This is a genomic window from Acinetobacter sp. SWBY1, assembly GCF_002946595.1.
Taxonomy (GTDB): Bacteria; Pseudomonadota; Gammaproteobacteria; order Pseudomonadales; family Moraxellaceae; genus Acinetobacter; species Acinetobacter towneri.
The window spans coordinates 2,229,063-2,255,163 of the sequence record NZ_CP026616.1; the positions used below are offsets into that span (position 1 = coordinate 2,229,063).

A 26,101-nucleotide genomic window follows, 5' to 3' on the forward strand; every position below is an offset into this window, starting at 1 on the left:
GTAATTTATGAAAACGAAAATTTCTGCATTAATGTTGACTTTGTTGTCTGTGGGGATGGTGGGCTGTAATGATAATAATGATCCTATTCCTGTAAAAGAAGAAGTTGTTGAAGCAACACCTACAACAATTAGTTTGGAGCGTTTAGGGGAATACGATGCACAAGTTTTTGGTGCGAGTGCTGCGGAAATTCCTGCTTATGATGCTGAAAGCAAACGTTTATTTGTAGTCAATGCGAAAAATGGCGTGGTCGATGTACTGGATTTAAGCAACCCAAGTGCACCTGTTAAGCTGAACAGCTTGGATGCCAAGACTCATTTAGCGAATTCTGAAGTCAATAGTGTTGCGGTACATCAAGGTATTGTCGCTTTAGCTGTTCAGGCAACACCTAAAACTGATAAAGGCATCGTGGCATTTTTTAAAGCCAAAGACCTGAGCTTTATCAGCAAAGTTGAAGTCGGTGCATTGCCTGATATGTTGACTTTTACCCCAGATGGTAAAAAAGTTTTGGTTGCCAATGAAGGTGAGCCAAATGAAGGCTATGCGATTGATCCAGAAGGTTCGATCAGTATTATTAATCTGAGTGATATTAACAAGCCTACTGTAAAAACTGCAGATTTTCAGGCATGGAATGAACGTAAACAGGAATTGTTAGATGCGGGCGTGCGTATTTTTGGGCCAAATGCGACTGTCGCACAAGATTTAGAGCCTGAATATATTGCGGTGAGTGACGATGGTAAAACCGCTTGGGCAAGTCTACAAGAAAACAACGCCATTGCTGTGATTGATTTGACTCAAGACCAAGTGGTCGATATTTTCCCATTGGGTTATAAAGACTTTGGCTTGACTGAAAATGCTTTAGATGCTGGTGATCGTGATTGTGTTGTGGGTAAACAAGACTATAACGGTAAAACGATTACAGCCTGTGCTAAAGATGAGGGGATGATCAATATTCAAGCTTGGCCTGGTTTATACGGCATGTATATGCCAGATGCAATTGCGCAATATCAAGCCAATGGACAAAGCTATTTGGTTACTGCCAATGAAGGCGATGCGCGTGAATGGTTGGTTGATGAAGACTTATATTTTGGTACAGATGATTTAACTCAAGGTTATGCAGAAGAAATTCGTGTTAAACACTTATTTAATAATAAAGGCTTCCGTAGCAATGGCGATTATGCTGCGCATTTACGTCGATTAAAGTCAGGGATTAAAGGCGCAAAACTTGATTCAAGCGTATTTAAAGCATGTACCACTACCGATGCCAATGAAGTCTGCGCAGATAATTTAATTAAAGATTCACAATTGGGTCGTTTAACGATTACTTGGACGCAAGGTTATAAAAAAGATGCAAATGGTGAGCCTGTACTAGATAGCGATGGTTTAATGACCTATGACAAACTTTATGCCTATGGTGGTCGTTCATTTAGTATTGTAGATCCTAAAACCAAACAAATTGTTTGGGACTCGAAAAATGACTTTGAGCACATAACTGCTGAATTATTTCCAGAATACTTTAATACTAATCATGATGAATTAAAAGTCGATGATCGTAGTGACAATAAAGGACCTGAACCTGAAGGTATTACTTTAGGTAAAATTGGTCAAAAAACCTTTGCCTTCATTGGGTTGGAGCGTATGGGTGGCATTATGGTGTATGACATTACCCAACCAACCCAGCCTTTCTTTGTTGAATATTTTAATGATCGTAAGTTTGGTGAAACCCGTACATCGTTCGATGCAGAAGGTAATGCGGTTAAAGTTGAAAATTCAAATCTCGGCCCTGAAGGTTTAATCTTTATTGCAGCCAAAGACTCACCTAACGGCAAGCCACTTTTGGTTGTGGGTAATGAAGTCAGCGGAACTACTGCTGTGTACCAAATCAAGCTTAACTAACAGTATTTCAAATACTGGAAGTGTATGAAAGTTAAAAACGTATGACCCATTAAAGAGAGCACTTCGGTGCTCTTTTTTTATGCTGTAAAACCAATGAACAGTAAATAAAAAAAGCGAGTCACCGACTCGCTTTCTCTGCTATTTTCTATTGCTATTTCATGTACCTAAAAAGTTTAACCCACAAAATGAGGTGGAGCATCCAAATTCTTTAAAGCATTAATAATTTTATGGGAGTGGTTACACACAATTAATTTAGCCCGGTGTTGCGGTGGTAAAAAACCTTCGTGCACTGCATGGTCTAACTGCTGAATCAGCGAATCATAAAAGCCATTTACATTATATAAAATCATGGGTTTTTGGTGCTGATTTAATTGACCCCAAGTGGCTATCTCCAAAATCTCTTCAAACGTGCCCAAACCACCTGGTAAAGCGACAAAGGCGCTAGCACGTTCTGCCATCATCGCTTTACGTTCATGCATACTTTTGACTACGTGTAATTCGGTTAAATTACTGTGGGCAATTTCATAATCGAGCATAAATTCAGGTATCACTCCTACAGCTTGACCACCGTGTTGCACCATGGTGTCGGCAACCAAACCCATTAAACCAATACTCGCACCACCGTAAACCATGCCAAAGCCTTGTTCAGCTAGTTTTCTTGCCAGTTGTACTGCTTTTTCCTGATAAATCGGGTTATTGCCAGCACGCGAACCACAGTACAGTGCTACCAAAGGTTGGGTGGTAAGGGGAGAGGGATGATTAATAGAAGTTGATTGAGTCATTCTTGATACGCTATTCATTTATTTTGTTCACCATAGCATGTTCTTTTTGTTGGCTCTAGCTTAGTGCCCAAATATGACAAACCCGTCAATATGCAGTGTTCAATTTGCAAAGATTTGTGAAAGTGCTGCATTGGCGTGGACGATGTCGCAAAAAGGGGATGAATCTGAGCGCAAACTTTCCTATACTCAAGGCTTGTCTTACAACTATAGAATCGTCATGGACAGTGGCAGTTGTCGCACCGAACGAATATTTTTTAATGTGATGTCAAACCTGCAAGGGCCAGCCAAGTTGGTTTTAATACAGGATATGTTTTTTGCGTATTCCGCTTTAGATATTCAGGAGAAGAACAGATGATCTTTGAATGGATGTCTGACCCTGCAGCTTGGGTGGGGCTATTAACGCTGATCGTGCTTGAAATTGTACTGGGCATTGATAACTTGGTGTTTATTGCCATTTTGGCAGAAAAACTACCGCCAGAACAACGCAATACTGCACGGGTCGTGGGCTTGATTCTTGCCTTAGGCATGCGCCTGATATTACTCGCTTCTATTGCGTGGGTGGTCACCCTGACCCAACCACTGTTCCATATTTTTGAACATCCTTTCTCTGGACGTGACCTAATTTTACTGTTTGGTGGTGTATTCCTATTGTTTAAAGGCACGATGGAACTGCGCGAACGTATTGAAGGAAAACCTGCACTAAAAGAAGAAAACCCTGTGCACGCGACTTTCTGGATGGTGATTGTGCAGATTGTGGTGCTAGATGCGGTGTTCTCACTCGACAGCGTGATTACCGCTGTGGGCATGGTGCAGCATTTATCGGTCATGATGATTGCGGTGATTATCGCCATTGGCATTATGTTGTGGGCCTCTAAAGCGCTCATGGACTTTGTCAATAAGCATCCGACTGTCGTGATTTTATGCTTGTGCTTCCTGATGATGATTGGTTTCTCATTGGTGGTGGAAGGCTTTGGCTATCACATTCCAAAAGGCTATTTATATGCCGCCATCGGCTTCTCGGTGATGATTGAATTCCTGAACCAAACCATCCGCAGAAATCAGGAAAAAACCGTGACCACCACCGATTTACGCTACCGTACTGCTTCGGCTGTGATGCGGATGTTAGGTGGCAAAAGTCAAAATACGACAGAAAGCAGTCATATCAACGAAGATGTTTTGGCTACCCGCGCCTTTGCTGATGAAGTCTTTGACGAAGAAAATGGGGTCTATCACAGTGTGATGGTGCAAGGGGTATTGGGTTTATCTGAACGTCCTGTAAAGTCGGTCATGACGCCACGCCCTGAACTCGAATGGATTGATTTAGACGAAGATGAAGCCTCAATTCGTAGCCAGTTATTAAGCATGACCCATTCACGGGTGATTGTGGCGCGCGGTGAACTGGATAATATTTCAGGTATTGTCTTAACCCACAAAGTTATGAATCAATACATTGAAACAGGGGTGCTGGATTTTGAAACACATTTGCGTGAACCCGTGATTGTGCATGAAAATGCCCAAGTCTTGATGGTGATGGAGCAATTGCGTCAAGCACCGCTGCAAATGGCAATTGTGTTGAACGAATACGGCTCGATTGAAGGCGTTGCCACACCTATTGATATTTTGGAAGCAATTGCGGGCGAATTTCCAGATGAAGATGCACTCGAAGCCAGTGCTGAAAGTTTGGAAGATGGCACATTATTGCTAGATGGTTCCACCGATATTCGCCACGTATCTTTATTATTGGGTCGTGATTTGGTGGATGAAAGCGAGCAATATTCAACCTTATCTGGTTATATTTTATTCCATTTGGGACGTTTGCCTGAAAACGGTGAGAAGCTACTTTCGGATGGGTATATTTTTGAAATTGTGACCATGGATGGACATAAAATTGAAAAAGTGCATTTGATTCAACAGGAATCTTCAAGCGCATCATAAACTGAATGCTAGACTGTATTTCAGTCTTGTGCTTCCGCTAAAATAGCCTGCGTTGTCAGGCTGTTTTTTATTATTGATTGGAACTTTCTATGCATCACTTGGCATGTCCGTGCGGGCAGGGCGATTATCAACACTGCTGCCAACCTTTACACGTAGGGCAGGCACATGCGGAAACTGCAAGCCAACTCATGCGTTCACGCTATAGTGCTTTTGCCTTACAACAAATTGATTATATTGTGCAAACCACTGCGCTAGGACAACAGGCAAGTCTGGATGTTGGCGCAATTGCAGATTGGAGCAAGTCGAATCAATGGTTAAAGCTCGAAGTGCTGAATAGCAATGAAAAGTTAGATAAAAGCCATGCCCAAGTTGAATTTAAAGCCCATTACCATGATGCTAAGCAGGCGCAAATTCACCATGAAATTTCCCATTTTGTGCAACATCAGGCACGCTGGTATTTTCTAGATCCGACCACAGGGCAACAGCCGACCATGAAACAGCCGTGTATTTGTGGTTCGGGTAAAAAATTTAAGCAATGTTGTGCGCAATTTTTATAACTTTATCTTGGTTTTTCGCTTATGATAACGCACATCTATTGGCCTAGTGAAAGAAGGGCAAGTCCATGTTGTTGTTGGTCATTTACTTAATCGCGATTACCGCAGAAGCGATGACAGGCGCATTGTCTGCAGGGCGTCGCAGCATGGACTGGTTTGGTGTCACCTTAATTGCCTGTGTCACCGCATTGGGCGGTGGTTCGGTGCGAGATGTATTGTTGGGGCATTATCCGCTGACTTGGGTCAAACATCCTGAATATTTGGTGCTGACCTGTATTGCAGCTTTTATCACCATTTTAATTGCCAAATGGATGCGTCATTTACGTTCCATTTTCTTGGTGCTCGATGCTTTAGGCTTAATTGGTTTCACTATTATTGGTTGTCAAATTGCTTTGGAAATGGGGCATGGCTTTGTGGTGTCTGCCGTTGCAGGCGTCTTAACAGGTGTGTCAGGCGGGATTCTGCGTGATATTCTGTGTAATGATGTGCCTTTGGTGTTCCGCCGTGAGCTATATGCCAGTATTTCTTTTGTGTCCGTGATTTGCTATTGGTTGTGTATCAAAATCGGTTTATCACTTGAATTAACTGTGATCACAACACTTATTTTTGGTTTTACCTTGCGTTTGATTGCGATTTATTTTGGCTTAGAAATGCCTAAATTTATTTATCAGGACGATGATGAACATTCAGCATCCTCTAAAGATGAAACCTAATTGGTTATAAGAATTGTATTGAATATCTAAATAGAAGCGAACCGATCACTAGATCGGTTTTTTAATGCTATCCACATCCTGTCAATTCATAGTATAAAAATACAACAGCAGTTGTGTTTTAGCCCATATCCTTTTAGCCAACTTAAAGAGTGTGTTATGGATTTAGTTTCGCGTGTGCAACGTCTACCCATTGGAAAATTCCACTATAGCCTACTGGTGGTGATTGGTTTGGGCTGGATGTTTGATGCCATGGATACAGGACTGATCTCCTTTATTTTGGCAAAAATGGCAGAAGACTGGAGCATGACCCCTGCCGAAAAAGGCATGGTGGTGTCAATTGGCTTTGTCGGAATGGCCATTGGGGCAGTCTTTTCAGGTGGTCTGGCCGATAAAATTGGACGTAAAACTGTATTTGCCACCACCTTGGTGATTTACAGTCTAGCTACTGCCGCTTGTGCCTTTGCGCCGAATTTAACTTGGTTACTGGTCTTTCGCTTTATTGTCGGTTTAGGTTTGGGCGGGCAGCTTCCCGTAGCGGTGACTTTGGTCAGTGAATACATTCCTGCGCATGTGCGTGGGCGTTTTATTGTATTGCTGGAAAGTTTTTGGGGCTTGGGGTGGTTATGTGCGGCATTGGTTTCTTATTTTGTGATTCCAAAATTTGATTGGCATACAGCATTTTTAATCGGTGGTTTGCCTGCCTTATATGCCTTGGTTATCTGGAAAAAAGTCCCTGAATCTATCCCATATCTGATCAATCGTGGTCGTATTGCCGAAGCACATGCACTGGTACAAAAGTTTGAGCGTCAATGTGGGGTAGAAGTCATTGAACAGATTGAAGTTCAGCCTGTTGCCGCTAAACAGCATATCTCTTTTACCCAACTGTGGTCGGGGCCATTTGCACGCCGTAGTTTAATGCTGTGGCTGATTTGGTTTGGCATTGTCTATTCCTATTATGGCATTTTCACTTGGTTGCCTAGTCTGTTGGTGCAGCAAGGCTACAGCATCGTACAGTCATTTGAATATGTGTTGGGCATGATTTTGGCGCAATTGCCCGGTTATATTGCAGCTGCTTGGCTGGTCGAAAAATTAGGGCGCAAAGCCACACTAGCTGGTTTTATTGGCATGTGTGCCGTATCGGCTTATTTCTTTGGTCAGGCCGACAGTGTAGCGATGATCATGTTCTGGGGTTGTTTGATGTCGTTCTTCAACTTGGGCGCATGGGGTGTGCTATACACTTATACTCCTGAACAATATCCAACCAATATTCGTGCTTTTGGTTCAGGTTGGGCCTCGGCGATTGGGCGTATGGGCGGTATTATCGCCCCAATGGTGGTCACACACATGATGGTCATGCAAAATGGCTTTAGTTATGTCTTTATGATGTTTACAGCGGTTTTATTGGCCGTTGCTTTGGTGATTGTAGTGTTGGGTGAAGAAACCAAAGGCAGAACTTTAGAGTCGATAGGTTTGTAAAATAACCACCAGCCATCGTATATTTTGCATTGCTGTTTTTTATAAAATGAATATTTTTACGGCATAAGACACAAATTGTCGCAGAGCATCCTTACTAGCCCTTGTGCAGGATGCTGCTGCGGCATAGCATAAGCCGATTGATACAAAAACAAATGATTTAGGACGACAGGTTTTATGACAAGCCTTGCGCATCATGCAACAGAAAACCGTTCCGTAGCAGAATTTACTGAACGTGCATACCTTAACTATGCCATGTACGTGATTATGGATCGTGCATTACCCCATATCAGCGATGGTTTGAAACCTGTACAACGCCGTATTGTGTACGCCATGAGTGAGCTTGGACTCAAGCACAGCGGCAAACCGAAAAAATCGGCCCGTACCGTAGGGGATGTATTGGGTAAATACCATCCACATGGTGATTATGCTTGTTATGAAGCTATGGTGTTGATGGCGCAGCCGTTCAGTTATCGTTACCCATTTATTGAAGGGCAGGGCAACTGGGGGTCACCCGATGATCCTAAATCCTTTGCCGCCATGCGTTATACCGAAGCCAAACTATCGCAATATAGTGAAGTACTTTTGGCGGAATTGGGGCAAGGTACTTGTGATTGGCAAGATAACTTTGATGGCTCATTAAAAGAACCTGTCAATTTGCCTGCGCGTGTACCGAATATTTTGCTTAACGGCACCACAGGTATTGCCGTGGGGATGGCGACCGATATTCCACCGCATAACTTGCGTGAAGTGGTGAAAGGCACAATTGCCCTGATTCGCAACCCAAATTTAACCGATGAAAAAGTTGCAGAATATATTCCTGCACCAGATTTACCGACTAAAGCTGAAATTATTACCCCACCTGAAGAATTGCTGAAAATGCAAAGTACAGGTCGTGGTAGTTACCGTATGCGTGCGGTGTACAGCATCGAAAAAAATGAAATCGTGATTACCGAATTGCCGTATCAGGTTTCGGGTTCAAAAATCATTACCCAAATTGCCGATCAAATGCAGGCGAAAAAACTGCCGTTGGTGAGCGATGTGCGTGATGAATCTGACCATCAAAACCCAACCCGTTTGGTGATTGTACTCCGTTCCAACCGTATTGATGCCGAAGCGGTGATGAGTCACTTGTTTGCCACGACCGATTTAGAATCGAGCTATCGTGTCAATATGAACATGATTGGCGCAGATGGTCGTCCACAGGTGAAATCGATTCGTCGTATTTTGCTGGAATGGATTGAGATTCGTAAAAATACCGTCACACGTCGTTTGCAATATCATCTTAATAAAATCGAAAAGCGACTGCACATTTTGGCAGGTTTGCTGATTGCCTATTTAGATATTGATACCGTGATTCGGATTATTCGTGAAGAAGATCATCCTAAAGCCGAGTTGATGGCGCATTTTGGTATTGATGAAATTCAGGCCGAAGCCATTTTGGAGTTAAAGCTACGCCATTTAGCCAAGCTTGAAGAAATGGAAATTCGCCGTGAACAAGAAGAATTAGAAGCACGTGCTGCCATTATTCGTGAACAATTGGCGAATCCTGAATCATTGAAAAACTTAATTATCAGTGAGTTGAAAGAAGACGCGAAAAAATTTGGTGATGATCGTCGTTCACCGATTGTATTGCGTGCCGAAGCGACTGCAATTAATGAACAAGATATGCTACCTGCCGACCCTGTGACGGTGGTGTTGTCTGAAGCAGGCTGGATTCGTTGTGCCAAAGGGCATGAGGTCGATGCGGAAAATCTAAATTTCCGTGCGGGTGATCAATATCTCAGTCATGCACAAGGCAAATCCAATCAGCGCGTCTATATTTTAGATGATACGGGACGCAGTTATGCGTTGCCAATTAATAGCCTGCCTTCGGCACGTGGCTTGGGCGAACCATTAAGTTCAAAACTTGCTCCTGCCAGTGGTGTTGGCTTTAAACAATTGCTGATTGCCGATGATGAGACTGAAATTCTAGCAGCCAGCAGCAAAGGTTACGGCTTTAAAACGCAGGCCAAACAGTTAGATACCAGTGCCAAAGCAGGTAAAGCATTCCTGTCTTTGCCTGAACAATCGACAGTGATGAACTTGCAAATGATTGAACACGCGAGTCATGTTGCACTGCTCAGTTCAGCAGGGCGTTTACTGGTGATTGAGCTGTCAGAATTGCCAATTTTGAATAAAGGTAAAGGTAATAAATTGATACAACTTGAAGAAAAAGATCAGTTGGTGTCTATGTTACCTTTAAATTTAGATGAAGCAATTCAAGTATTTGCAGGACAGCAACAACTCAAACTCAAAGGCGACGATTTGCTGAAGTATGTGGCGAAGCGCGGCACGAAAGGTCATCTCTTACCACGCGGTTACCAAAAAGCAAATAAACTGTTAATTCAAAGATAATACTAGCGTTTTTTAAGCAAAATACGTTATATATGGTTTGTATTCGTGAAAATGGATGCAATACGGGACATAAACAAGCAAAGAACGACGTCCTGTATTGAGAAAAACAGTTTAAAACTAAGGATTATTGATTGGAGAAATTGGCATTATGGAAAAGATTTGGTTTGCTGAATACCAAAAGACAGGGATTCCAGAAACTGTAGAACTGCCTGCAGAAAATACGTCACTCGTAGACATTTTTGAACGTAATTTCCAAAAATTTGGTTCACGTGATGCCTTTATCTTTATGGATAAGGTTTTAAGCTTTAGTGAACTAGAAGAAGCTAGCCGTAAATTTGCAACTTATTTACAAAGTTTAGGTTTGGCACCTGGCTCGCGTGTTGCGGTGATGATGCCGAACGTACTTCAATATCCTGTGGTTGCACTGGGGGTGTTCCGCGCAGGTTTAGTTTTGGTGAACGTGAATCCACTTTATACTTCGCGTGAGTTAGAGCATCAATTAAATGACTCTGGTTCTGAAGTTTTAGTGATTATCGAAAACTTTGCATCGGTTTATCAGGCAATTATTGGTAAAACTCCTGTGAAGCATGTGGTTGTTGCTTCTGTGGGCGATATGTTAGGTGCATTAAAAGGTACCTTGGTGAATTTTGTTTTACGTTCAGTGCGTAAGCAGATTCCAGCATGGAACATTCCGGGTCACATTAAATTTAATGCGGCAATATCTAAAGTGAGCCCAAGCAACTACAAACGTCCTAACTTAACTTTAAGTGATACTGCTGTGTTGCAATACACAGGTGGTACAACAGGTGTATCTAAAGGTGCAGAATTAACGCATCGCAACCTTGTGGCAAACATGCTGCAATGTGATGGTATTTTCCAAAGTAAATTCGGTGCGAAAGATGGTCAGCCAGATGACCGTATTTTCTGTGCATTGCCGCTGTATCACATCTTTGCATTCATGGTGTGTGCGCTTTACGGCATGTACAAAGGTCAGGCAAACGTCTTAATTCCAAACCCGCGTGACTTACCTGCGGTGATGAAAGAATTACGCAAATATCAACCAACTTTCTTCCCTGCGGTGAATACTTTATTCAATGCGCTTGTGAACAATGAAGAGTTTAAACAGCTTGATCACAGCAAATTGAAAATGGCGATGGGCGGGGGTATGGCCGTATTACCATCGACTGCTGAAGCATGGAAAAAAGTGACAGGCACTAACATCATTGAAGGTTATGGCTTGTCTGAAACTTCGCCAGTTGCAACGGCAAACCCGCCTGCATCTGAAGAATTCACTGGCACAATTGGTATTCCATTACCATTAACTGAAGTGGCTATTTTGGATGATGACGGCAATGAAGTTGCACTGGGTGAGCAAGGTGAAATTTCAATCCGTGGTCCACAAGTCATGAAAGGCTATTGGAACCGTCCAGATGAAACCGATAAAGTGATGATTAATGGTTTCTTCCGTACAGGTGACATTGGTGTCATGGATTCACGTGGCTATGTGAAAATTGTAGACCGTAAAAAAGACATGATTTTGGTATCAGGCTTTAACGTGTATCCATCTGAAATTGAAGAAGTGATTGCGAAGCATCCGAAAGTATTGGAAGTGGCAGCCATTGGTGTACCAGATGAAAAATCAGGTGAAGTGCCAAAACTGTTTGTGGTGAAAAAAGATCCATCATTAACCACAGAAGAAGTATTAGCATTCGCTAAAGAGAACTTAACTGGCTATAAACGCCCGCGTTATGTGGAGTTTATGGATGAATTGCCAAAATCGAACGTAGGCAAAATCTTGCGTAAAGATTTGCGTAAAACTGCGTAATTCATTCTGCTTTGAAATAAAAACGCCCCCGAAAATTCAGGGGCGTTTTTTTATATGCTTAGAAAATTGATTGCTTCTTGTTCAATACAGACGAAGTGTCACCAGACCTTATTCTTTCATCAACCAACGGTCAAAGTAGCGACGCCCAACACCCACAATACCCAAGAAAATAAACATCGCACCAAATTGGCGACTAAAACCTGATTGATTAAAACTGCCATAACTTAAAATATTATCAATTAAGCAGTACACCACAATCACGATAATCCAGTGCCATAACGGTAAACGCTTAATCCCCACCGCATAAAACGCCACCCAAAGCACAACAAAACTAAAAATGGTCGACCATACGTTCATGTTGGCACAAATTACCGTCAATAAAAATGCCACAATAGGCAACACAATTTTTAAAACACGATCCACTCGCAGTTGATGTTGGCGTTGCTTTTCAAGTACATCTAGCATTTCCTTTTGATCTGGGCTGACCATAATGGATCCTTTATACAATTGCTTAAAACATGCTATTTAACAAAATTTATTCAAGAAATGCCATGTTATGATAAGTTCTCAATACAGTTTATGAGAAAAAATTGATGCAAAGCATAAGTGGAATTGTTTATCTAATTATAATTGCTTGCTTATTGCCGTATGTCTTTGCTGTTGTCGCAAAAATGGCAGGCGGCTTTAAACGCGAAGATAACCAAAATCCACGTGAATTTTTAGCCAAAACCACAGGTTTGGCTGCACGTGCTAACGCCGTACAGCAAAACAGTTTTGAAAGCCTGCCTTTATTTATTGCTGCAGTGCTCATGGCGGAATATATGGTCATCCCACAAGTGGTGGTGATGATGTTTGGTATTGCTTATATTGTGCTGCGCATTATTTATGGAATTTGTTATTTAGCCAATTGGGCGACGCTGCGTTCAATTGTTTGGATGCTGTCTTTACTTTGTCCAATTTGTATTTTGCTGATGGTGATTAAACTGACCTGATCAAGTCATGTCTGAAAATATGTATTTTTGCCTTGCAGATGTATAATCGCGCAGTAATTCAGGACAGAAAACCGTTATAATTGACGCGGTTTTAAAAAGATTTAACTTGTTTAAGAGTGATGCTATGAGCTACAGCAATATCCCTGCGGGTAAAGATGCACCAAATGACATCTATGTGATCATTGAAATTCCTGCCAATGCAGCGCCAATCAAATACGAAATTGACAAAGATTCTGATGCATTATTTGTAGACCGTTTCATGGGTACAGCAATGTTCTACCCAGCGAACTACGGTTATGTACCAAATACACTTTCATTGGATGGTGATCCGCTAGACGTATTGGTTGTGACTCCACACCCAGTAGAGCCAGGTTCTGTGATTCGTTGCCGCCCAGTGGGTAAATTGAACATGGAAGATGATGGTGGTATTGATGCGAAATTGGTTGCCGTTCCGCACGAAAAATTAACCCCAATTTATAAAGATGTTCAAGAATATACGGATCTTCCACCATTATTGATCAGCCAAATTGAACACTTCTTCCAGCACTATAAAGACTTAGAGCCAGGCAAATGGGTTAAGTTAAGCGGTTGGGAAGGTGCTGATGTTGCGAAACAAGAAGTACTGGACTCAATTGCTGCATATGCAGAAGCAAACAAATAATTGCTTTGCGTTAGTTTAAGATTTTAAATTTTTAAAGCTTAAATTGAAAAAACCTGCACATTGTGCAGGTTTTTTTATGGCTTGAACTTCGAGTGAATTAGAATAATTTCACAGGAATGTCTAACCAGATACGCCATTCGTTGGTATCACCAATATAACCGGCTTGATAGTCATCACTTGCACGGTAGTATGAATGACGTAGACGTAAGCTTGCATCTTTTGCAAAACCTGATTGAACGGTGTATTTCACCTGGTTAAAGAATTCACGTTCTTGAGCATCATTCGTTGCTAAGATTGAGCGATTACCTTTGTAGTCAGCAGGAACGTCAATATCCCAACCATAAACAAAAGCAGTTGTCCAAGTTAGGCCTGGAATATTCATTGCGCCAAAATCATAGGTATATTGAATTTGTGCAGACTTCTCATCATTACCAATAAAATCAGATAAATATGAGTTAGGCATATAAACAGTTTGATGACCGTCACCGACACCTTTGCCTAAACCATAGTCATAACCAGTGTTACCAGTATTTTGTTGGTATGCCACCATAAGGTTGTGTGGACCAGTGTTATATGTAGCGGAAAGTGCCCAAATACTGTTACTTAAATTATCAAAATCATTTGATGTATGTGAGTAAGTATAAGCACTACCATCTGCAGCTGCATCCCACTTAGTGTGATAGCCGCTGAAATCGTATGTTAAAGCACTATTGTTCGCAAGCGCTTGCTTAAAGTTAGCATTTACATAGTGGCGCTCTAAACGGTCTTTGATGTCTGTACCATAATAAGCAGTATTGATTGCATCATTGACTTTATATTTTGCACCCCAGACAACAGCACGATCTAATTGATTACCATCTGAGTTAATTTGATCAGAATATTGATTTTTAGTGAATTTACCAGCAGTTAACTCTAGACCATCAATTTCACGGCTAGTCACTAAAACACCTTCGAAATATTCAGGCACTAAACGGGCAGTGTTGCTAGCCAGTACAGGTAAATCTAAAACTTGTGTACCGTAAGTTGCTGTAGTATTCGAGATACGTGCTTTGACATAAGCACCACCACGCGCCCAATGGTCATAAGCATCTTTCGTACGATCTGCATTATTCTTGCTATGCGTTGGAATCATACCATTGCCCGTATGACCATTTTCACCTAGCTTGAATGAAGCATCACCAATCACGCCCACGCCAAAACCGACTACACCTTTGGTAAAGCCAGAATCTAATTTGACAATTGCAGTTTGCGCAAATGAACTTGTATCTGTACCAGGTTTTACATCTTTATAATCACGAGTTAAATAACCTGTACGGAATAAAACCGAACCGTTTGCGTCTTCTACAAAGCCTTTAGATTCACTTTGTTCGCTAGCAAATGCAGTTGAAACAAGCGCTGCGTTGATCAATAACGCAAGTGTTAATTTTTTAGATTGCAGCATTGGGAGAGAGCCTCATGCAGTAAATGTGTAGTTGAAACGTAGCCGAATTGTATCGCTATTTATGCGCGAAAATATCACTTTTAAAGCACTTATGACACTAAAGTTAAGCATTTTTTCGATAAACTGTGGGGTCATTAAAAATATCGACTTTTCAAAAGTTGAATAAATATTTTATTTTTTAGTAAAAACATAAACATATTTAAAACTTACTGAGTCACTGAAACATAGCCAAATACAGCGCATCTGCAACTTGTACATTAAAAATACAGTTTATTCAATTTTTCAACAGCTTGGTGTGTGATCAAAGCGCATAAGGCACAGCATAAATTTTAAAATAGGGTGAAGTTTTTCCTGTGAAATGGTTATCTATGAAGTCGAATTTTGGGCAAGAGATAAGTGGGGAAATAAATTTATGAATCTTTATTTGAATTAAGAGTATAAAAATTACATTTTATTTAAGCTTTGAGTAATAGCTTTTGGCTATTACGGATTTCATGTGAAACATCGGTGTTTAGTTTTGGCATTACGATGAAAACAGAACTGTTTAAGCAGATATTTTATACATAACTTTTATATGGTCGTTGGCTTGCGAAAATTAAAATTGATCTATCGTTTTGGTCATTGAATTATTTTTGATGTGAAGATTGAAGTGTCGCGTCGTATATTGATGTCAAATTTTGGTGCAGAAATCTAGTGCAGTTTAGGACAGGATTTCTGTCTGTTCACTGAGTTTTGATAGTTGATGGCGTAAGGATGAACAGAGGATAGGCATGACTTTCTATTTTTTGATCAGGATAGGCTTGTGATTCTTGACTGCACTTTTTTAGGTATGTGATTTAGCTTTATTGCTATGCAAGGATGCAAAAAATAATCATAGCACTGTGTAAATTCATGTTTAAAGTGCAGTGGTTATAAGACGAGTATTGATGCAAATCAAAATTCATTCCAATCAAAACAAAAAACACACTAAAAATAATTGATGTATAACAATAGTTTAAATTTATATCTATTGCTTTTAAACGTAAAATTGCTGTTCTGAATTTCATCGTTGGCATAGAGTTTGCAATTCCTTCATTGAGTCAAAAAAAATAGACAAAGGCATCTCATCCGATGCAGGGGGAATCTAAAATGAAATTCGTACTTCAAACACTTTCTTTGGCGATGTTCGCAGCCACATCAAGTCTCAGCTTTGCTGCAGAAAATGCGACAGGCATGTCGTTTAGCGGGACAGCAGCCTTAACCAGTGATTATCGCTATCGTGGTTTAACTCAAACCTTTAATGATCCCGCAGTGCAAGCAGGTTTTGCTCTCAGCCATGATTCTGGCGTGTATGCAGGCGTGTGGGGTTCCAATGTCGATTTTGGTGGTACGGCACATTTAGAGCTTGACCCTTATATGGGCTATACCACAAGCCTAGATTATTTTGCCAGCAAACCCATTTTGGATGTGGGTTTTTGGTATTACGCCTACCCAAGTGAGAGCGATTTAAACTGGCTCGAAGCTTATGCAAAATTAGGTTTTAGTGATGTTTTGTTTAAAGATGCCAGCTTATTAACAGCCATTAACTACAGTAATGATTTCTTAGGTGGTGACACCGATGCTTGGTATTTCAATGCCACTTATACCGCACCCATTGGAAGTACCGGCTTTTCTGGGGTTGCTGGATTAGGTTACACCCAAGCAGATGACTTTGATTTTGGCGGTGGAAAAGACAGCTATGTAGATTGGAAAGTCGGTGTAAGCTATAACTTTGCTTCAGTTGAAGGTTTATCTGCTGAATTGGCTGCTGTAGGAACTGATATTGATACCGATGGTTTTTCGCATGCGGCAAAGCGTGGCGTTGAAACAGGAGCTGTATTTACTTTAACTAAAGCCTTCTAAAGATACGGCTACGACGATAAATAAAAGCTCCAGTTAGGAGTGAAACTTAAAACAATAAAAACAACTCGCCCATTGTACAGGCATGGCAATGGGCTATTTTCATCTCTTAGACTTTTAATCAGATTCTTAATCGAACTCTTAATTAGACTTTCAATCAGGCTTCATGGGCACGATAAGACAGTGCTTCACTCAAATGTGGACTTTGAATCTGTTCACTTTGGGCTAAATCTGCAATGGTGCGTGCCACTCGTAACACCCGATGATACGCACGCGCCGATAAGTTCAAACGCTGCTGCGCAATGGCTAAAATATTTTGGGCAGTATTATCTAAGTGTGCAAATAGTTCTAATTGTTTGGGACTGAGCGCCATGTTTAAACACTCTTGGCGTTGCAATTGTCGTGTATATGCTTGAATGACACGGCTTCGCACGGTTTCAGAATTTTCCACTGGTCGGGTATCCTGTAATTCATGTGCTTGCAGAGGTGGTACATCAATGTGTAAGTCGATACGATCCAACAACGGTCCTGAAATACGGTTTTGATAGCGTTTAATACTTTCTGCAGAACACTGACAGCGCACATCTTGATTAAAAGCATAACCACAAGGGCAGGGATTCATGGCAGCAATCAGTTGAAAGTTGGCTGGAAAGGTAATTTGCCGAGAGGCGCGGGAAATCACAATTTCTTTGGACTCTAAAGGTTGGCGCAGCACTTCTAACACTTTTTTATCAAATTCAGGCAATTCATCTAAAAATAAAACGCCTAAATGCGCCAAGGTAATTTCACCGGGTTTGGGATATGAGCCTCCACCGACCAAGGCCACAGCAGAAGCGGTATGATGTGGGGCGCGAAAAGGACGCTGTCCAAACGTATGCGGGCTATTGGCCACTGAATAGATACTGGCAACCTCTAAATTTTCCTGCATATTCAATGGCGGTAAAATACTGGAAAGCCTAGATGCCAATAAGGTTTTGCCTGTACCAGGTGGGCCTTTGAATAGCAATGAATGTCCACCTGCAGCCGCAATTTCCAAAGCACGTCGTGGGCGCAACTGTCCTTTAACATCGACTAAATCAAAGGCGGAATGTGATAACTGTGGTTGGGCAGTCGCGGTGACTTTATCTAAAGGCTGGCTTTGTGCCAAATGTTCGCAAACTTGTTTTAAATGTGTGGCGGCAAAGACTTCAAAGTCAGGCAATTGAGCAGCTTCTTGTGCATTTTGTTCAGGTAAAACCAAACAATGCTGTGCCTGTTGGCAGGCAATCGCAATACTGAGTGTGCCTGTGGTGGGGCGCAATTGACCATCTAAAGCCAATTCTCCAATAAACTCTAAACCTTCAGTGCTTTGTTCGGGCAACTGTCCCGAAGCAATTAAAATGCCTAAAGCAATGGCTAAGTCCAAACGCGAACCATCTTTGGGCAAGTCGGCAGGTGCTAAATTAATGGTCAGACGTTTGGTCGGAAATTGAAAACCACTATTAATAATGGCAGAGCGTACCCGATCTTTACTTTCACGCACGGCAGCTTCGGCTAGACCGACAATGGTTAAAGAAGGTAAACCTTGACTCAGATGGACTTCAACTTCAATTGCAGGGGCGTGCAAGCCGAGCAGCCCCCGCGTATACACTTTGGCAAAAGACATTTTTATGATGATCCGTTTTGGTGCGTTATTTTTATAATGTTTGTTTTTTGTTTTTATGCACTCAATTGGTGCTTATTTTTTGAGTTGAATTTTCTGTTCCAGTGCTTCAACCTGTTTTAACAATTCATTTAAACGTAAGTTGGCATTATTGAGCGCAGTACGTTGGCGGTCTAGCTCATCTTGCGAGACCAAATCCATTTTGGTGACCGCTTCATTGAGCAAAGCACGTAAATTATGTTCTAAATCTTTTTTAGGTTGTTCAACTTGTTCCAAAATGGCTTGTAATAAAGTTTCAATCATTGTTGTTTCCACAAAGATGGAGAAAATGGAGGCAGTGTAGCACTGGTCTTGAATAGACTATAGCATTTCAGACGAAATATGGATTTATTCGATGAGTAAAATCGTAAATCTTCTAGTAAATATGTCTATTTTTTGAAGATCACAACCATATAAATGTATAAAATAAGGTATAAAGAAAACTCATGTCACGGTTTCTAATTTCCCCCGACCTTAGAACTTTGGCATGGAATTTGAACATAAAACCTTACTGGTGAATTAAGCCGAAGGAAAACACACATGAAGCTCGTAACTGCAATTGTAAAACCCTTTAAATTAGATGATGTGCGTGAAGCATTATCTGAAATTGGTGTTCAAGGGATCACCGTAACAGAAGTCAAAGGCTTCGGTCGCCAAAAAGGTCATACCGAACTTTATCGTGGCGCTGAATACGTCGTTGACTTTTTGCCTAAAGTTAAAATTGAAATCGCAATTAGCGATGAAATGGTGGATTCGGTGATTGAGTCAATCACTCGTGTTGCTAGTACAGGCAAGATTGGTGATGGCAAAATCTTTGTGACTAACCTCGAACAAGTCATCCGTATTCGTACAGGTGAAACGGGTGCAGACGCTGTTTAAGAAAATGGCACGAAGTTTGCTGAGTACCTAATAACTCACAAAAACAAAGGTCGGGGGACACAAATGAAAAAAATGCTACTCGCGCTGAGTCTATCAGGCGCACTTCTTGGTGGTTCTGTTGCTTGGGCTGAAGAAGCCGTAACAGCCACCGCACCAACTTCAGATGTTGCAGTGCTTGAAACTGCCGAAACATCTCCTATCGAAACAACAAATGCAACAGAAGTTGCAGCTGTAGCAGAAGTCAGCACGCCCGAAGCTGCTGAACCTGAAGCTGTATTAGATACAGGCGATACCGCTTGGATTTTAGTTTCGACTGCTTTAGTTTTACTCATGACCATTCCTGGTTTGGCACTATTTTATGGCGGTATGGTACGCAAGAAAAACGTACTCAATACTATGGCTTATAGCTTTGTAGCAGCAGCCGTGGTCAGTATTGCCTGGGTGGCAGTGGGCTATAGTTTGGCTTTTGGTGAAGGTAATGCCTTTATTGGTGGTCTAGACAAAGTCATGCTGGCAGGCATTGGTACCGATGCGCTCAGTGGCAGTATTCCTGAAATTCTATTTGTGATATTTCAAATGACCTTTGCCATCATTACTGTGGCAATTATCAGTGGTTCAATTGCAGAACGAATGAAGTTTGGTGCCTTTGTTGCCTTTATCGCGATTTGGGTGGTCGTGGTCTACGCACCAATTACCCACTGGGTATGGGGTGGTGGTTGGTTAGGCAATGATGGTGCTCTCGACTTTGCTGGTGGTACTGTTGTTCATATTAACTCGGGTGTTGCAGGTTTAGTTGCTGCATACATGTTGGGCAAACGTATAGGCTTGGGCCGTGAATCTATGGCTCCGCACAACCTGACTTTGACTGTACTGGGTGCAAGTTTACTCTGGGTGGGCTGGTTTGGTTTCAACGGTGGTTCTGCTTTAGGTGCCAATGGTGCAGCGGGTTATGCCTTAGTTGTGACTCAAGTGGCAGCCGCAGCCGCAGCAATTGCATGGCTTGTAGCAGAAAAACTGGTACGTGGTAAAGGTTCTGTATTAGGTGCTGCATCGGGTGCTGTAGCAGGTTTGGTGGTGATTACTCCAGCAGCAGGTTTTGTGACTGTTGGTGGTGCATTAGCGATGGGTTTAATTGGTGGTGTGGTATGTTTCTGGGGTATTACTGCCTTAAAACGCGCCCTGAAAGCTGATGACTCTCTAGATGCCTTTGGACTACATGGTGTAGGTGGTATTGTTGGTGCAATTTTAACAGCCTTCTTTGCCAGCGAGTTTATTATGGGCGATGCTGCACCAAGCAACTTGATGAGCCAACTTTGGGTGCAAGTTGAAGGTGTGTTAGCGACCATTGCTTACTCTGCTGTACTGACTTTCATCATCTTAAAAGTAATTGATCTAACCATTGGTATTCGTGTGGCTGCAGAAGATGAGCGTATGGGACTCGACTTAAGCCAACATGGTGAACGTGTAGAATAATCTAGACAGTACATAATCAATATATTGTGTAAAACAGCCCTTCGGGGCTGTTTTTTTTCTATATGTTGCGTAAAACTCTACAAAGTTTGGAATTTTTGCTACACTGCATTTTCATTCAAATTTGTGCAATTAAACCGCTATGCATTGTCCATTTTGCAACACTGCAGACAGTAAAGTGATTGACTCACGTTTGGCGGCAGAAGGCTGCCAAATTCGCCGACGTCGTGAGTGTATTGGCTGTGGTGAACGCTTTACCACCTTTGAAAGTTATGAAGTGGTTATGCCACGGGTGATTAAATCCGATGGTAAAAGTGAGCCTTTCGATGAAGCCAAGTTACGTCGTTCGTTAATGCATGCTTTGCAAAAACGTCCCGTGACCCAAGAGCAAATTGAAACGGTACTCAGTGACATCCAACTGCAAATTCGCCGTTTGGGAGAGCGTGATGTGAAATCACGTACCATTGGTGAGGTTGTTATGCAGGCTTTATTTGCATTGGATCATGTTGCTTATGTACGTTTTGCCTCGGTGTATCAAGACTTTCAGGATGTCGAAGCATTCCGTCGCCAAATTGAACAAATGCAGTCGCGTGAGCAATAAAGCGCAATGCCAGCATCTATTCCACAGCATCCATCATCCATGACTGAACTCAATACTGACGCGCAACCTGATGATCTTTTTTGGATGCGTCGTGCCATTGAACTGGCACGTTTGGGGCAATACAGCACCAAGCCAAATCCGAACGTGGGCTGCGTTATTGTTAAAGATGCCCAATTATTGGGCGAAGGTTTCCATCCTCGTGCAGGACAGCCACATGCCGAAGTCTTTGCTTTGCGTCAGGCCGCTGAACAAGCGCAGGGTGCAACTGCTTATGTGACTTTGGAACCTTGTGCACACTATGGGCGCACACCACCATGTGCCAAAGCCTTGGTCGATGCAGGCGTGGCCAAAGTGGTTGTGGCTTGTCCAGACCCAAATCCATTGGTGGCAGGTAAAGGTGTTCAAATTTTAAAAGATGCGGGTATTCAGGTTGATGTCGGTGTGGCAGAAGCCGAAGCGCGTCAGTTAAATTTAGGCTTTTTAAAAGCCATGGCTACGGGCGTGCCCTATGTGCGTTTAAAAGTAGCTTCGAGTTTGGATGGTCGCACGGCAATGGCTTCAGGTGAGTCCAAGTGGATCACAGGCACGGCTGCCCGTGCCGATGTGCAGCATTGGCGGGCAATTTCTGCTGCAGTATTAACGGGGATCGACACGGTACTGGCCGATGACTGTCTGCTTAATGTACGCCATTTAGAGGGTGTAGATGACATCCACAGCGTAGTACAACCTAAACGGATTATTTTAGATCGCCAAGGTCGTTTGCCTTTGAGCGCACAAATTTTGCAGCAGCCTGAAACGGTGATGGTGATGGGACCGTATCGTGCAGAGTTGGCTGCTTTGGGCGTGTTACAATTGGAATCGCAACCTTTAGCCACCTTACTTGCCCAATTGGTACAGCAACATCAAATTTATGATGTATTGGTTGAAGCGGGAGCAACCTTATCGACCGCTTTCTTACAGGAAGGTTGGGTCGATGAAGTGATCAGCTATGTGGCACCTACATTGTTAGGGCGCTCGGCTCGTGCCATGTTTAATGCAGAATTTGAACAGATGGCAGAGCAACTTCGATTTAAACTTTGCGATGTCACTCAATTGGGTGATGACGTGCGCCTTAGGTTAATTCCTTCTCAAGAGACACTATGAGTTCAGAGTCAACGGTTTATCACAAACGTCGCCATGCGGCACGCACCACTGATGAATACTTATTCCATCAGTTAGTGCCTTATTTGGGCAATAAACGCCGTTTACTGCATCTGATTTTAGAAGCACTTGAACAGACAGGAACGCTGCATCCTAAAAATGGTCGTGCGCCAATTTTTGCCGATTTTTTTGCAGGTTCAGGAGTGGTATCACGTTTGGCGCGCCAAAATGGTTATCGGGTGATTGCCAATGACTGGGAACCGTACAGCCATGCCTTAAACCATGCGATTTTGGCCTGCACTGAAGCACCTGCGTTTAAAGAATTAGGTGGCTATCAAAAAGCCATTGATTATTTGAACCGTTTGCCTGAAGTCAAAGGCTGGGTGACGCATAACTTGTGCCCGCGCAATGACGAAATTTATGACCCAAGTCGTGACCGTTTATTCTTTAAACGTCGTAACGGCATGCGCATAGATGCGATTCGTCAGCAAATTGCCACGTGGCAAGCGCAGGGTGCCATTGATGATGTCGAGATGTCGGCATTGTTGGCGCCGTTGTTGTACTCTGCCAGTTTTGTCAGCAATACCAGCGGGGTGTTTAAAAGCTTCCACCACGGCTGGGGCGGCAAAACCCAAACTGCACTCGAACGAATTGAATCATTATTGTGGCTCACTCCAAGTCGTTTTTGTGACATTGGTGAACCAAATAAACCTGCTGCAGAAATGTGGTGTGTCGATGCACAGCATCTTGCCAATCAAATGAGTGGTTTTGAGGTGGATGTGGCTTATTTAGACCCACCGTATAATCAACATGCTTATAGCAGTAACTATCATGTCTTAAATGCCTTAACCTTGTGGGATCAGGTCGATTTACCAACCCCAGACACCAAAGGCTTTAAAAGTGGTATTGACCGTGCATGGCGCAAAGAACGTCCAAGTCCATACAACTCATCTAAGTACGCCAAAGAGGCGTATGAAACCTTATTGGACACCATTAATGCACGTTTTATTCTGACCAGTTATTCTACCGATGGTAATATTAGTGCCACAGACTTGTTGCAAGCCAATTTAAAACGCGGTCGAGTGACGTTATTGACGCAAGATGTTCCGCGTTATCGCGTGAGTAAACAGCGTCAGTCCGAGCGTGCGCGCGTGCTGGAATTTATTGTGATTACCGATACGCATGCCAAGTCAGGCCCACCTATTCGCCAGTTGTTAGGGCAACTTTACCATTTTGCAGAATTGGGTGGTGTAGATACCTCAGGTGTGAGTACCCAATTGGCGTTGTGGTAAATCCACAAATCCTCAGTGAATGAGAGAAAAGATTATGTTTACAGGCATTATTGAAAGTTTAGGTAAAGTAGAAAGCCTGCAAAGTGTGGGCGGTGATGTACGTTTGCGTATTCAGACCGATTTGGATATGTCGGATGTGCATTTGGGGGATTCAATTGCCACCAATGGTATTTGCCTGACTGTGATCGAGTGGGGCGACAATTGGTATGCCGCAGATGTGTCCCGTGAAAGTTTGAACCGTACCACTTTAGGCACATGGAAAGTGGGTCAGCCTGTCAATGTCGAAAAAGCCATGTTGCCGACCACACGTTTTGGTGGACATATCGTAAGTGGCCATGTTGATGCAGTCGGTGAAATTACGCTGGTACGTGAAGATGCACGTTCAATTTACTATGAAGTGACTGCACCTGCAGAAATTGCCAAATATTTGGCAGAAAAAGGTTCGGTGACCGTCGATGGCATCAGCCTGACCATTAACCATTTACGCGGCAGTGTTATCAGTCTGAATTTAATTCCACACACGGCAGAGCGTACCAATATTGGCACATGGAAAGTTGGCAGCAAGGTCAATTTAGAAGTGGATGTCTTGGCGCGTTATATTGAGCGTTTGCTCTTGGGTGATAAAGCTGCAGAAACTACGCAGCAATCTAAAATTAGCATGGAATTCTTGGCTGAAAATGGCTTTTTAAAATAAGCACAGAGCCGAATGAAATTTAAACAGTCTGATTGAAAAATTAGACTGTTTTTTTGTTTTTAGGGATAATTAAAAAGATAAAGATGTTTTTTTTATCATAAACACCCCTTTGGTTTAATGTAGATGATTGATTTTTTAATGAATTTGGAACACTGGCTGCCATTATTACTCGATAATTATGGTCTGTGGATCTATGCCATTTTGTTTCTGATTATTTTTGCAGAAACAGGTTCTGTGTTCATGTTCTTTTTACCAGGCGATAGTTTGCTGATCGCAATTGGTGCCTTGTGTTCCACCACCGATGTGGTGCATTTGCACTATATGGGGATTTTGCTTTTTGTCGCGGCAGTCTTGGGATATAGCGTCAACTATTACACTGGACGAATTCTAGGGGTGAAGTATTTTCATCAACATTCACGTTATTTCAAACCTGAATATATTGTCAAAACCAACCATTATTTTATGAAACATGGTGGCAAAACTATTTTAATGGCGCGTTTTATACCGTTTGTACGCTCATTTGCACCATTTGCTGCAGGGTCAGGGCACATGCCTTTGGCGACCTTTAGTTTTTATAATGTGGTGGGTGCTGCCGTATGGATTTTTTCTTTAATGGCAATAGGTTATGGCTTGGGTAATATTTTGTCTTGGTTGGGTGATTGGATTTAAATTCCTCATTTTTTCTATTTTCTTCTTCTAAATCCACCGCGATAACTAAAAAAGTGGATTGATGGCCACAAAAAAAGCCCACCGTGTGGACTTTTGATATTGTTCAGTTTTAGTGTTTGGTGACAATTAATTCTGTGCCACCCAAGCGCGGGCTAAAAGTATCGTTACTTTGAATTGAAAACTCACCCTTTTCCGCTTCTTTAGACAAGTACATGCTTAATGATTGGAAATCTGCACGACTGATCCATAAATCCTGAGCACGAATACTCCACTGTTCGCCCGCATTAAGATGGTCGATTTTGCCTGAAATTTTCGTCAAGATATCCATTTGAAACCCATGATTACAAAAGTCATTTAAAGGAGATAAAAGTTGAGAATTCAACTTTTTCTGGATGATTATCATGTGACAAAATTATTTCATTTTGATGACATTGGGTTTAAGACTTTGGGCTAATTGGGGATAAAAAGTAAAATTATTCTTTAGAAAAATTTGAATTTTTTAAGATATAGTCAATTTCTTCTTGGGCTGCAGCATGTAGTCGCGCACGAAAGATCGTTACCGCCTGCTCAATTTGAGTTTCGGCTTCTAGCTCTAAACGCAAACGTACACTTTCAAGTTCAGAAACAATTTGATCATCACTTACCGCAGTTGCGGCTTGATTAAAAGTCACTGCAGGTAATTCAGGATTTTGCTCATAACGTGCAGTATAGTTTGAAATTTCCTGATCCAGACTTTGACGCATCAACTCAAGTGCTTGAGTTTGTTCTGCAAAGCGTTGCGCTTCATCTTGCTGTAGCTGTGCAGCATAAGCGGCTTGTTCTGCACGTTGCTGTTCTAATTTGAGTTCGAGTGCCAATTGGCGACGTTGCCGTGCTTCTTCAATCAAACGTGCTTTCAGGTCAGCATAGGCTTGTTCAATTTTTTCCTGTGATTGTTGCTGAGCGCGCTGATCTTCTGCAATCCAGTTGTGTAATTGCGTTTCAGGTTGCAAGACCTCACAAATTCGATGCAGATCATCCATAAATGTCTGGCGCACAGCCTGAGGCGCGGTTAACCAGCGCTGTTTAAAATCTGAGCCGACATTTAAAGTCACCGCATCTCTCCTTATTTTGAGCAGTATTTTTAAAAA

At 42.2% G+C, this 26,101-nt stretch carries 24 protein-coding genes; 17 read left to right on the forward strand and 7 right to left on the reverse strand.

What is annotated here, in order from left to right; translation table 11 throughout:
• The first annotated feature begins 7 nt into the window (after positions 1 to 7).
• Positions 8 to 1,894 carry a choice-of-anchor I family protein gene (locus C3Y93_RS10730; RefSeq protein WP_104852896.1) on the forward strand — a complete coding sequence of 629 codons (1,887 nt, stop codon included), beginning with the start codon at positions 8 to 10 and terminating at the stop codon, positions 1,892 to 1,894.
• Between the two features lie 173 nt (positions 1,895 to 2,067).
• On the opposite strand, the gene C3Y93_RS10735 is transcribed toward C3Y93_RS10730, so the two are convergent.
• Complete coding sequence (locus tag C3Y93_RS10735) at positions 2,068 to 2,694, reverse strand: TIGR00730 family Rossman fold protein (protein WP_104852897.1); 627 nt, start codon at positions 2,692 to 2,694, stop codon at positions 2,068 to 2,070.
• A gap of 333 nt (positions 2,695 to 3,027) precedes the next feature.
• Between C3Y93_RS10735 and C3Y93_RS10745 the strand changes: the two genes are divergently transcribed.
• The 6 genes from C3Y93_RS10745 to C3Y93_RS10770 all read left to right on the forward strand — a co-directional run bounded on the left by C3Y93_RS10745 (position 3,028) and on the right by C3Y93_RS10770 (position 11,573).
• The gene (locus C3Y93_RS10745) at positions 3,028 to 4,611 is read left to right on the forward strand and encodes a TerC family protein (protein ID WP_104852899.1); all 1,584 of its coding nucleotides are present in this window, start codon (positions 3,028 to 3,030) and stop codon (positions 4,609 to 4,611) included.
• An 89-nt stretch (positions 4,612 to 4,700) separates the two neighbouring features.
• The gene (locus C3Y93_RS10750) at positions 4,701 to 5,168 is read left to right on the forward strand and encodes a YchJ family protein (protein WP_104852900.1); all 468 of its coding nucleotides are present in this window, start codon (positions 4,701 to 4,703) and stop codon (positions 5,166 to 5,168) included.
• Positions 5,169 to 5,233: 65 nt separating this feature from the next.
• The gene (locus C3Y93_RS10755; RefSeq protein WP_104852901.1) at positions 5,234 to 5,878 is read left to right on the forward strand and encodes a trimeric intracellular cation channel family protein; all 645 of its coding nucleotides are present in this window, start codon (positions 5,234 to 5,236) and stop codon (positions 5,876 to 5,878) included.
• Positions 5,879 to 6,034: 156 nt separating this feature from the next.
• Positions 6,035 to 7,354, forward strand: coding sequence for an MFS transporter (locus C3Y93_RS10760; protein ID WP_104852902.1), 1,320 nt, complete (start codon positions 6,035 to 6,037; stop codon positions 7,352 to 7,354).
• Positions 7,355 to 7,528: 174 nt separating this feature from the next.
• Complete coding sequence (parC, locus tag C3Y93_RS10765; RefSeq protein ID WP_104852903.1) at positions 7,529 to 9,748, forward strand: DNA topoisomerase IV subunit A; 2,220 nt, start codon at positions 7,529 to 7,531, stop codon at positions 9,746 to 9,748.
• A gap of 148 nt (positions 9,749 to 9,896) precedes the next feature.
• Complete coding sequence (locus tag C3Y93_RS10770; RefSeq protein ID WP_104852904.1) at positions 9,897 to 11,573, forward strand: AMP-binding protein; 1,677 nt, start codon at positions 9,897 to 9,899, stop codon at positions 11,571 to 11,573.
• Between the two features lie 108 nt (positions 11,574 to 11,681).
• Here the strand turns inward: C3Y93_RS10770 and C3Y93_RS10775 are convergent, their stop codons facing one another.
• A complete protein-coding gene (locus C3Y93_RS10775) occupies positions 11,682 to 12,062 on the reverse strand; it encodes a hypothetical protein (RefSeq protein ID WP_104852905.1) in 381 nt (126 codons plus the stop codon).
• Positions 12,063 to 12,166: 104 nt separating this feature from the next.
• On the opposite strand from C3Y93_RS10775, the gene C3Y93_RS10780 reads away from it, so the two are divergent.
• Positions 12,167 to 12,565, forward strand: coding sequence for an MAPEG family protein (locus tag C3Y93_RS10780; RefSeq protein WP_104852906.1), 399 nt, complete (start codon positions 12,167 to 12,169; stop codon positions 12,563 to 12,565).
• Between the two features lie 124 nt (positions 12,566 to 12,689).
• Positions 12,690 to 13,226: an inorganic diphosphatase gene (ppa, locus tag C3Y93_RS10785; RefSeq protein WP_104852907.1), complete on the forward strand. Its 537-nt coding sequence runs from the start codon at positions 12,690 to 12,692 to the stop codon at positions 13,224 to 13,226.
• Positions 13,227 to 13,323: 97 nt separating this feature from the next.
• Here ppa and C3Y93_RS10790 read toward each other — a convergent pair whose 3' ends face one another.
• Entirely contained in the window at positions 13,324 to 14,667 is a 1,344-nt protein-coding gene (locus C3Y93_RS10790; RefSeq protein ID WP_104852908.1) for an OprD family outer membrane porin, read from the reverse strand.
• 1,128 nt (positions 14,668 to 15,795) lie between these two features.
• Between C3Y93_RS10790 and C3Y93_RS10795 the strand changes: the two genes are divergently transcribed.
• Positions 15,796 to 16,548: a TorF family putative porin gene (locus C3Y93_RS10795; RefSeq protein ID WP_026438393.1), complete on the forward strand. Its 753-nt coding sequence runs from the start codon at positions 15,796 to 15,798 to the stop codon at positions 16,546 to 16,548.
• Between the two features lie 154 nt (positions 16,549 to 16,702).
• Here the strand turns inward: C3Y93_RS10795 and C3Y93_RS10800 are convergent, their stop codons facing one another.
• A complete protein-coding gene (locus C3Y93_RS10800) occupies positions 16,703 to 18,190 on the reverse strand; it encodes a YifB family Mg chelatase-like AAA ATPase (protein WP_096902240.1) in 1,488 nt (495 codons plus the stop codon).
• 72 nt (positions 18,191 to 18,262) lie between these two features.
• Positions 18,263 to 18,490, reverse strand: a complete 228-nt coding sequence (locus tag C3Y93_RS10805) for an accessory factor UbiK family protein (RefSeq protein ID WP_096902239.1) — start codon at positions 18,488 to 18,490, stop codon at positions 18,263 to 18,265.
• Positions 18,491 to 18,766: 276 nt separating this feature from the next.
• On the opposite strand from C3Y93_RS10805, the gene glnK reads away from it, so the two are divergent.
• From glnK to C3Y93_RS10840, 7 genes are all read left to right on the forward strand, one after another.
• Positions 18,767 to 19,105 carry a P-II family nitrogen regulator gene (gene glnK / locus C3Y93_RS10810; protein ID WP_004650081.1) on the forward strand — a complete coding sequence of 113 codons (339 nt, stop codon included), beginning with the start codon at positions 18,767 to 18,769 and terminating at the stop codon, positions 19,103 to 19,105.
• Positions 19,106 to 19,168: 63 nt separating this feature from the next.
• Positions 19,169 to 20,578, forward strand: a complete 1,410-nt coding sequence (locus tag C3Y93_RS10815) for an ammonium transporter (RefSeq protein ID WP_104852909.1) — start codon at positions 19,169 to 19,171, stop codon at positions 20,576 to 20,578.
• A 139-nt stretch (positions 20,579 to 20,717) separates the two neighbouring features.
• Positions 20,718 to 21,176, forward strand: coding sequence for a transcriptional regulator NrdR (gene nrdR, locus C3Y93_RS10820; RefSeq protein WP_096902237.1), 459 nt, complete (start codon positions 20,718 to 20,720; stop codon positions 21,174 to 21,176).
• 39 nt (positions 21,177 to 21,215) lie between these two features.
• Positions 21,216 to 22,319, forward strand: coding sequence for a bifunctional diaminohydroxyphosphoribosylaminopyrimidine deaminase/5-amino-6-(5-phosphoribosylamino)uracil reductase RibD (gene ribD, locus C3Y93_RS10825; RefSeq protein ID WP_104853277.1), 1,104 nt, complete (start codon positions 21,216 to 21,218; stop codon positions 22,317 to 22,319).
• Positions 22,316 to 23,608: a DNA adenine methylase gene (locus C3Y93_RS10830; RefSeq protein WP_004975669.1), complete on the forward strand. Its 1,293-nt coding sequence runs from the start codon at positions 22,316 to 22,318 to the stop codon at positions 23,606 to 23,608. The genes ribD and C3Y93_RS10830 overlap by 4 nt, the downstream gene beginning before the upstream one ends.
• 34 nt (positions 23,609 to 23,642) lie before the next feature.
• The gene (locus C3Y93_RS10835; RefSeq protein WP_104852910.1) at positions 23,643 to 24,302 is read left to right on the forward strand and encodes a riboflavin synthase; all 660 of its coding nucleotides are present in this window, start codon (positions 23,643 to 23,645) and stop codon (positions 24,300 to 24,302) included.
• 123 nt (positions 24,303 to 24,425) lie between these two features.
• Positions 24,426 to 24,971, forward strand: coding sequence for a VTT domain-containing protein (locus C3Y93_RS10840; protein ID WP_004975673.1), 546 nt, complete (start codon positions 24,426 to 24,428; stop codon positions 24,969 to 24,971).
• A 109-nt stretch (positions 24,972 to 25,080) separates the two neighbouring features.
• Here the strand turns inward: C3Y93_RS10840 and C3Y93_RS10845 are convergent, their stop codons facing one another.
• Both C3Y93_RS10845 and C3Y93_RS10850 read right to left on the reverse strand, forming a co-directional pair.
• Entirely contained in the window at positions 25,081 to 25,299 is a 219-nt protein-coding gene (locus tag C3Y93_RS10845; protein ID WP_096901968.1) for a hypothetical protein, read from the reverse strand.
• Between the two features lie 145 nt (positions 25,300 to 25,444).
• On the reverse strand, positions 25,445 to 26,065 hold the full coding sequence (locus tag C3Y93_RS10850; protein ID WP_004975677.1) for a hypothetical protein: 621 nt from the start codon (positions 26,063 to 26,065) through the stop codon (positions 25,445 to 25,447).
• Positions 26,066 to 26,101 lie beyond the last annotated feature (36 nt).

What these genes read in the sequence shown, in the direction of transcription:
- C3Y93_RS10730 (WP_104852896.1), top strand. Translation starts at nt 8, where the DNA reads ATGAAAACGAAAATTTCTGCATTAATGTTGACTTTGTTGTCTGTGGGG.
- C3Y93_RS10735 (WP_104852897.1), bottom strand. Translation starts at nt 2,694, where the DNA reads ATGAATAGCGTATCAAGAATGACTCAATCAACTTCTATTAATCATCCC.
- C3Y93_RS10745 (WP_104852899.1), top strand. Translation starts at nt 3,028, where the DNA reads ATGATCTTTGAATGGATGTCTGACCCTGCAGCTTGGGTGGGGCTATTA.
- C3Y93_RS10750 (WP_104852900.1), top strand. Translation starts at nt 4,701, where the DNA reads ATGCATCACTTGGCATGTCCGTGCGGGCAGGGCGATTATCAACACTGC.
- C3Y93_RS10755 (WP_104852901.1), top strand. Translation starts at nt 5,234, where the DNA reads ATGTTGTTGTTGGTCATTTACTTAATCGCGATTACCGCAGAAGCGATG.
- C3Y93_RS10760 (WP_104852902.1), top strand. Translation starts at nt 6,035, where the DNA reads ATGGATTTAGTTTCGCGTGTGCAACGTCTACCCATTGGAAAATTCCAC.
- parC (WP_104852903.1), top strand. Translation starts at nt 7,529, where the DNA reads ATGACAAGCCTTGCGCATCATGCAACAGAAAACCGTTCCGTAGCAGAA.
- C3Y93_RS10770 (WP_104852904.1), top strand. Translation starts at nt 9,897, where the DNA reads ATGGAAAAGATTTGGTTTGCTGAATACCAAAAGACAGGGATTCCAGAA.
- C3Y93_RS10775 (WP_104852905.1), bottom strand. Translation starts at nt 12,062, where the DNA reads ATGGTCAGCCCAGATCAAAAGGAAATGCTAGATGTACTTGAAAAGCAA.
- C3Y93_RS10780 (WP_104852906.1), top strand. Translation starts at nt 12,167, where the DNA reads ATGCAAAGCATAAGTGGAATTGTTTATCTAATTATAATTGCTTGCTTA.
- ppa (WP_104852907.1), top strand. Translation starts at nt 12,690, where the DNA reads ATGAGCTACAGCAATATCCCTGCGGGTAAAGATGCACCAAATGACATC.
- C3Y93_RS10790 (WP_104852908.1), bottom strand. Translation starts at nt 14,667, where the DNA reads ATGCTGCAATCTAAAAAATTAACACTTGCGTTATTGATCAACGCAGCG.
- C3Y93_RS10795 (WP_026438393.1), top strand. Translation starts at nt 15,796, where the DNA reads ATGAAATTCGTACTTCAAACACTTTCTTTGGCGATGTTCGCAGCCACA.
- C3Y93_RS10800 (WP_096902240.1), bottom strand. Translation starts at nt 18,190, where the DNA reads ATGTCTTTTGCCAAAGTGTATACGCGGGGGCTGCTCGGCTTGCACGCC.
- C3Y93_RS10805 (WP_096902239.1), bottom strand. Translation starts at nt 18,490, where the DNA reads ATGATTGAAACTTTATTACAAGCCATTTTGGAACAAGTTGAACAACCT.
- glnK (WP_004650081.1), top strand. Translation starts at nt 18,767, where the DNA reads ATGAAGCTCGTAACTGCAATTGTAAAACCCTTTAAATTAGATGATGTG.
- C3Y93_RS10815 (WP_104852909.1), top strand. Translation starts at nt 19,169, where the DNA reads ATGAAAAAAATGCTACTCGCGCTGAGTCTATCAGGCGCACTTCTTGGT.
- nrdR (WP_096902237.1), top strand. Translation starts at nt 20,718, where the DNA reads ATGCATTGTCCATTTTGCAACACTGCAGACAGTAAAGTGATTGACTCA.
- ribD (WP_104853277.1), top strand. Translation starts at nt 21,216, where the DNA reads ATGACTGAACTCAATACTGACGCGCAACCTGATGATCTTTTTTGGATG.
- C3Y93_RS10830 (WP_004975669.1), top strand. Translation starts at nt 22,316, where the DNA reads ATGAGTTCAGAGTCAACGGTTTATCACAAACGTCGCCATGCGGCACGC.
- C3Y93_RS10835 (WP_104852910.1), top strand. Translation starts at nt 23,643, where the DNA reads ATGTTTACAGGCATTATTGAAAGTTTAGGTAAAGTAGAAAGCCTGCAA.
- C3Y93_RS10840 (WP_004975673.1), top strand. Translation starts at nt 24,426, where the DNA reads ATGATTGATTTTTTAATGAATTTGGAACACTGGCTGCCATTATTACTC.
- C3Y93_RS10845 (WP_096901968.1), bottom strand. Translation starts at nt 25,299, where the DNA reads ATGGATATCTTGACGAAAATTTCAGGCAAAATCGACCATCTTAATGCG.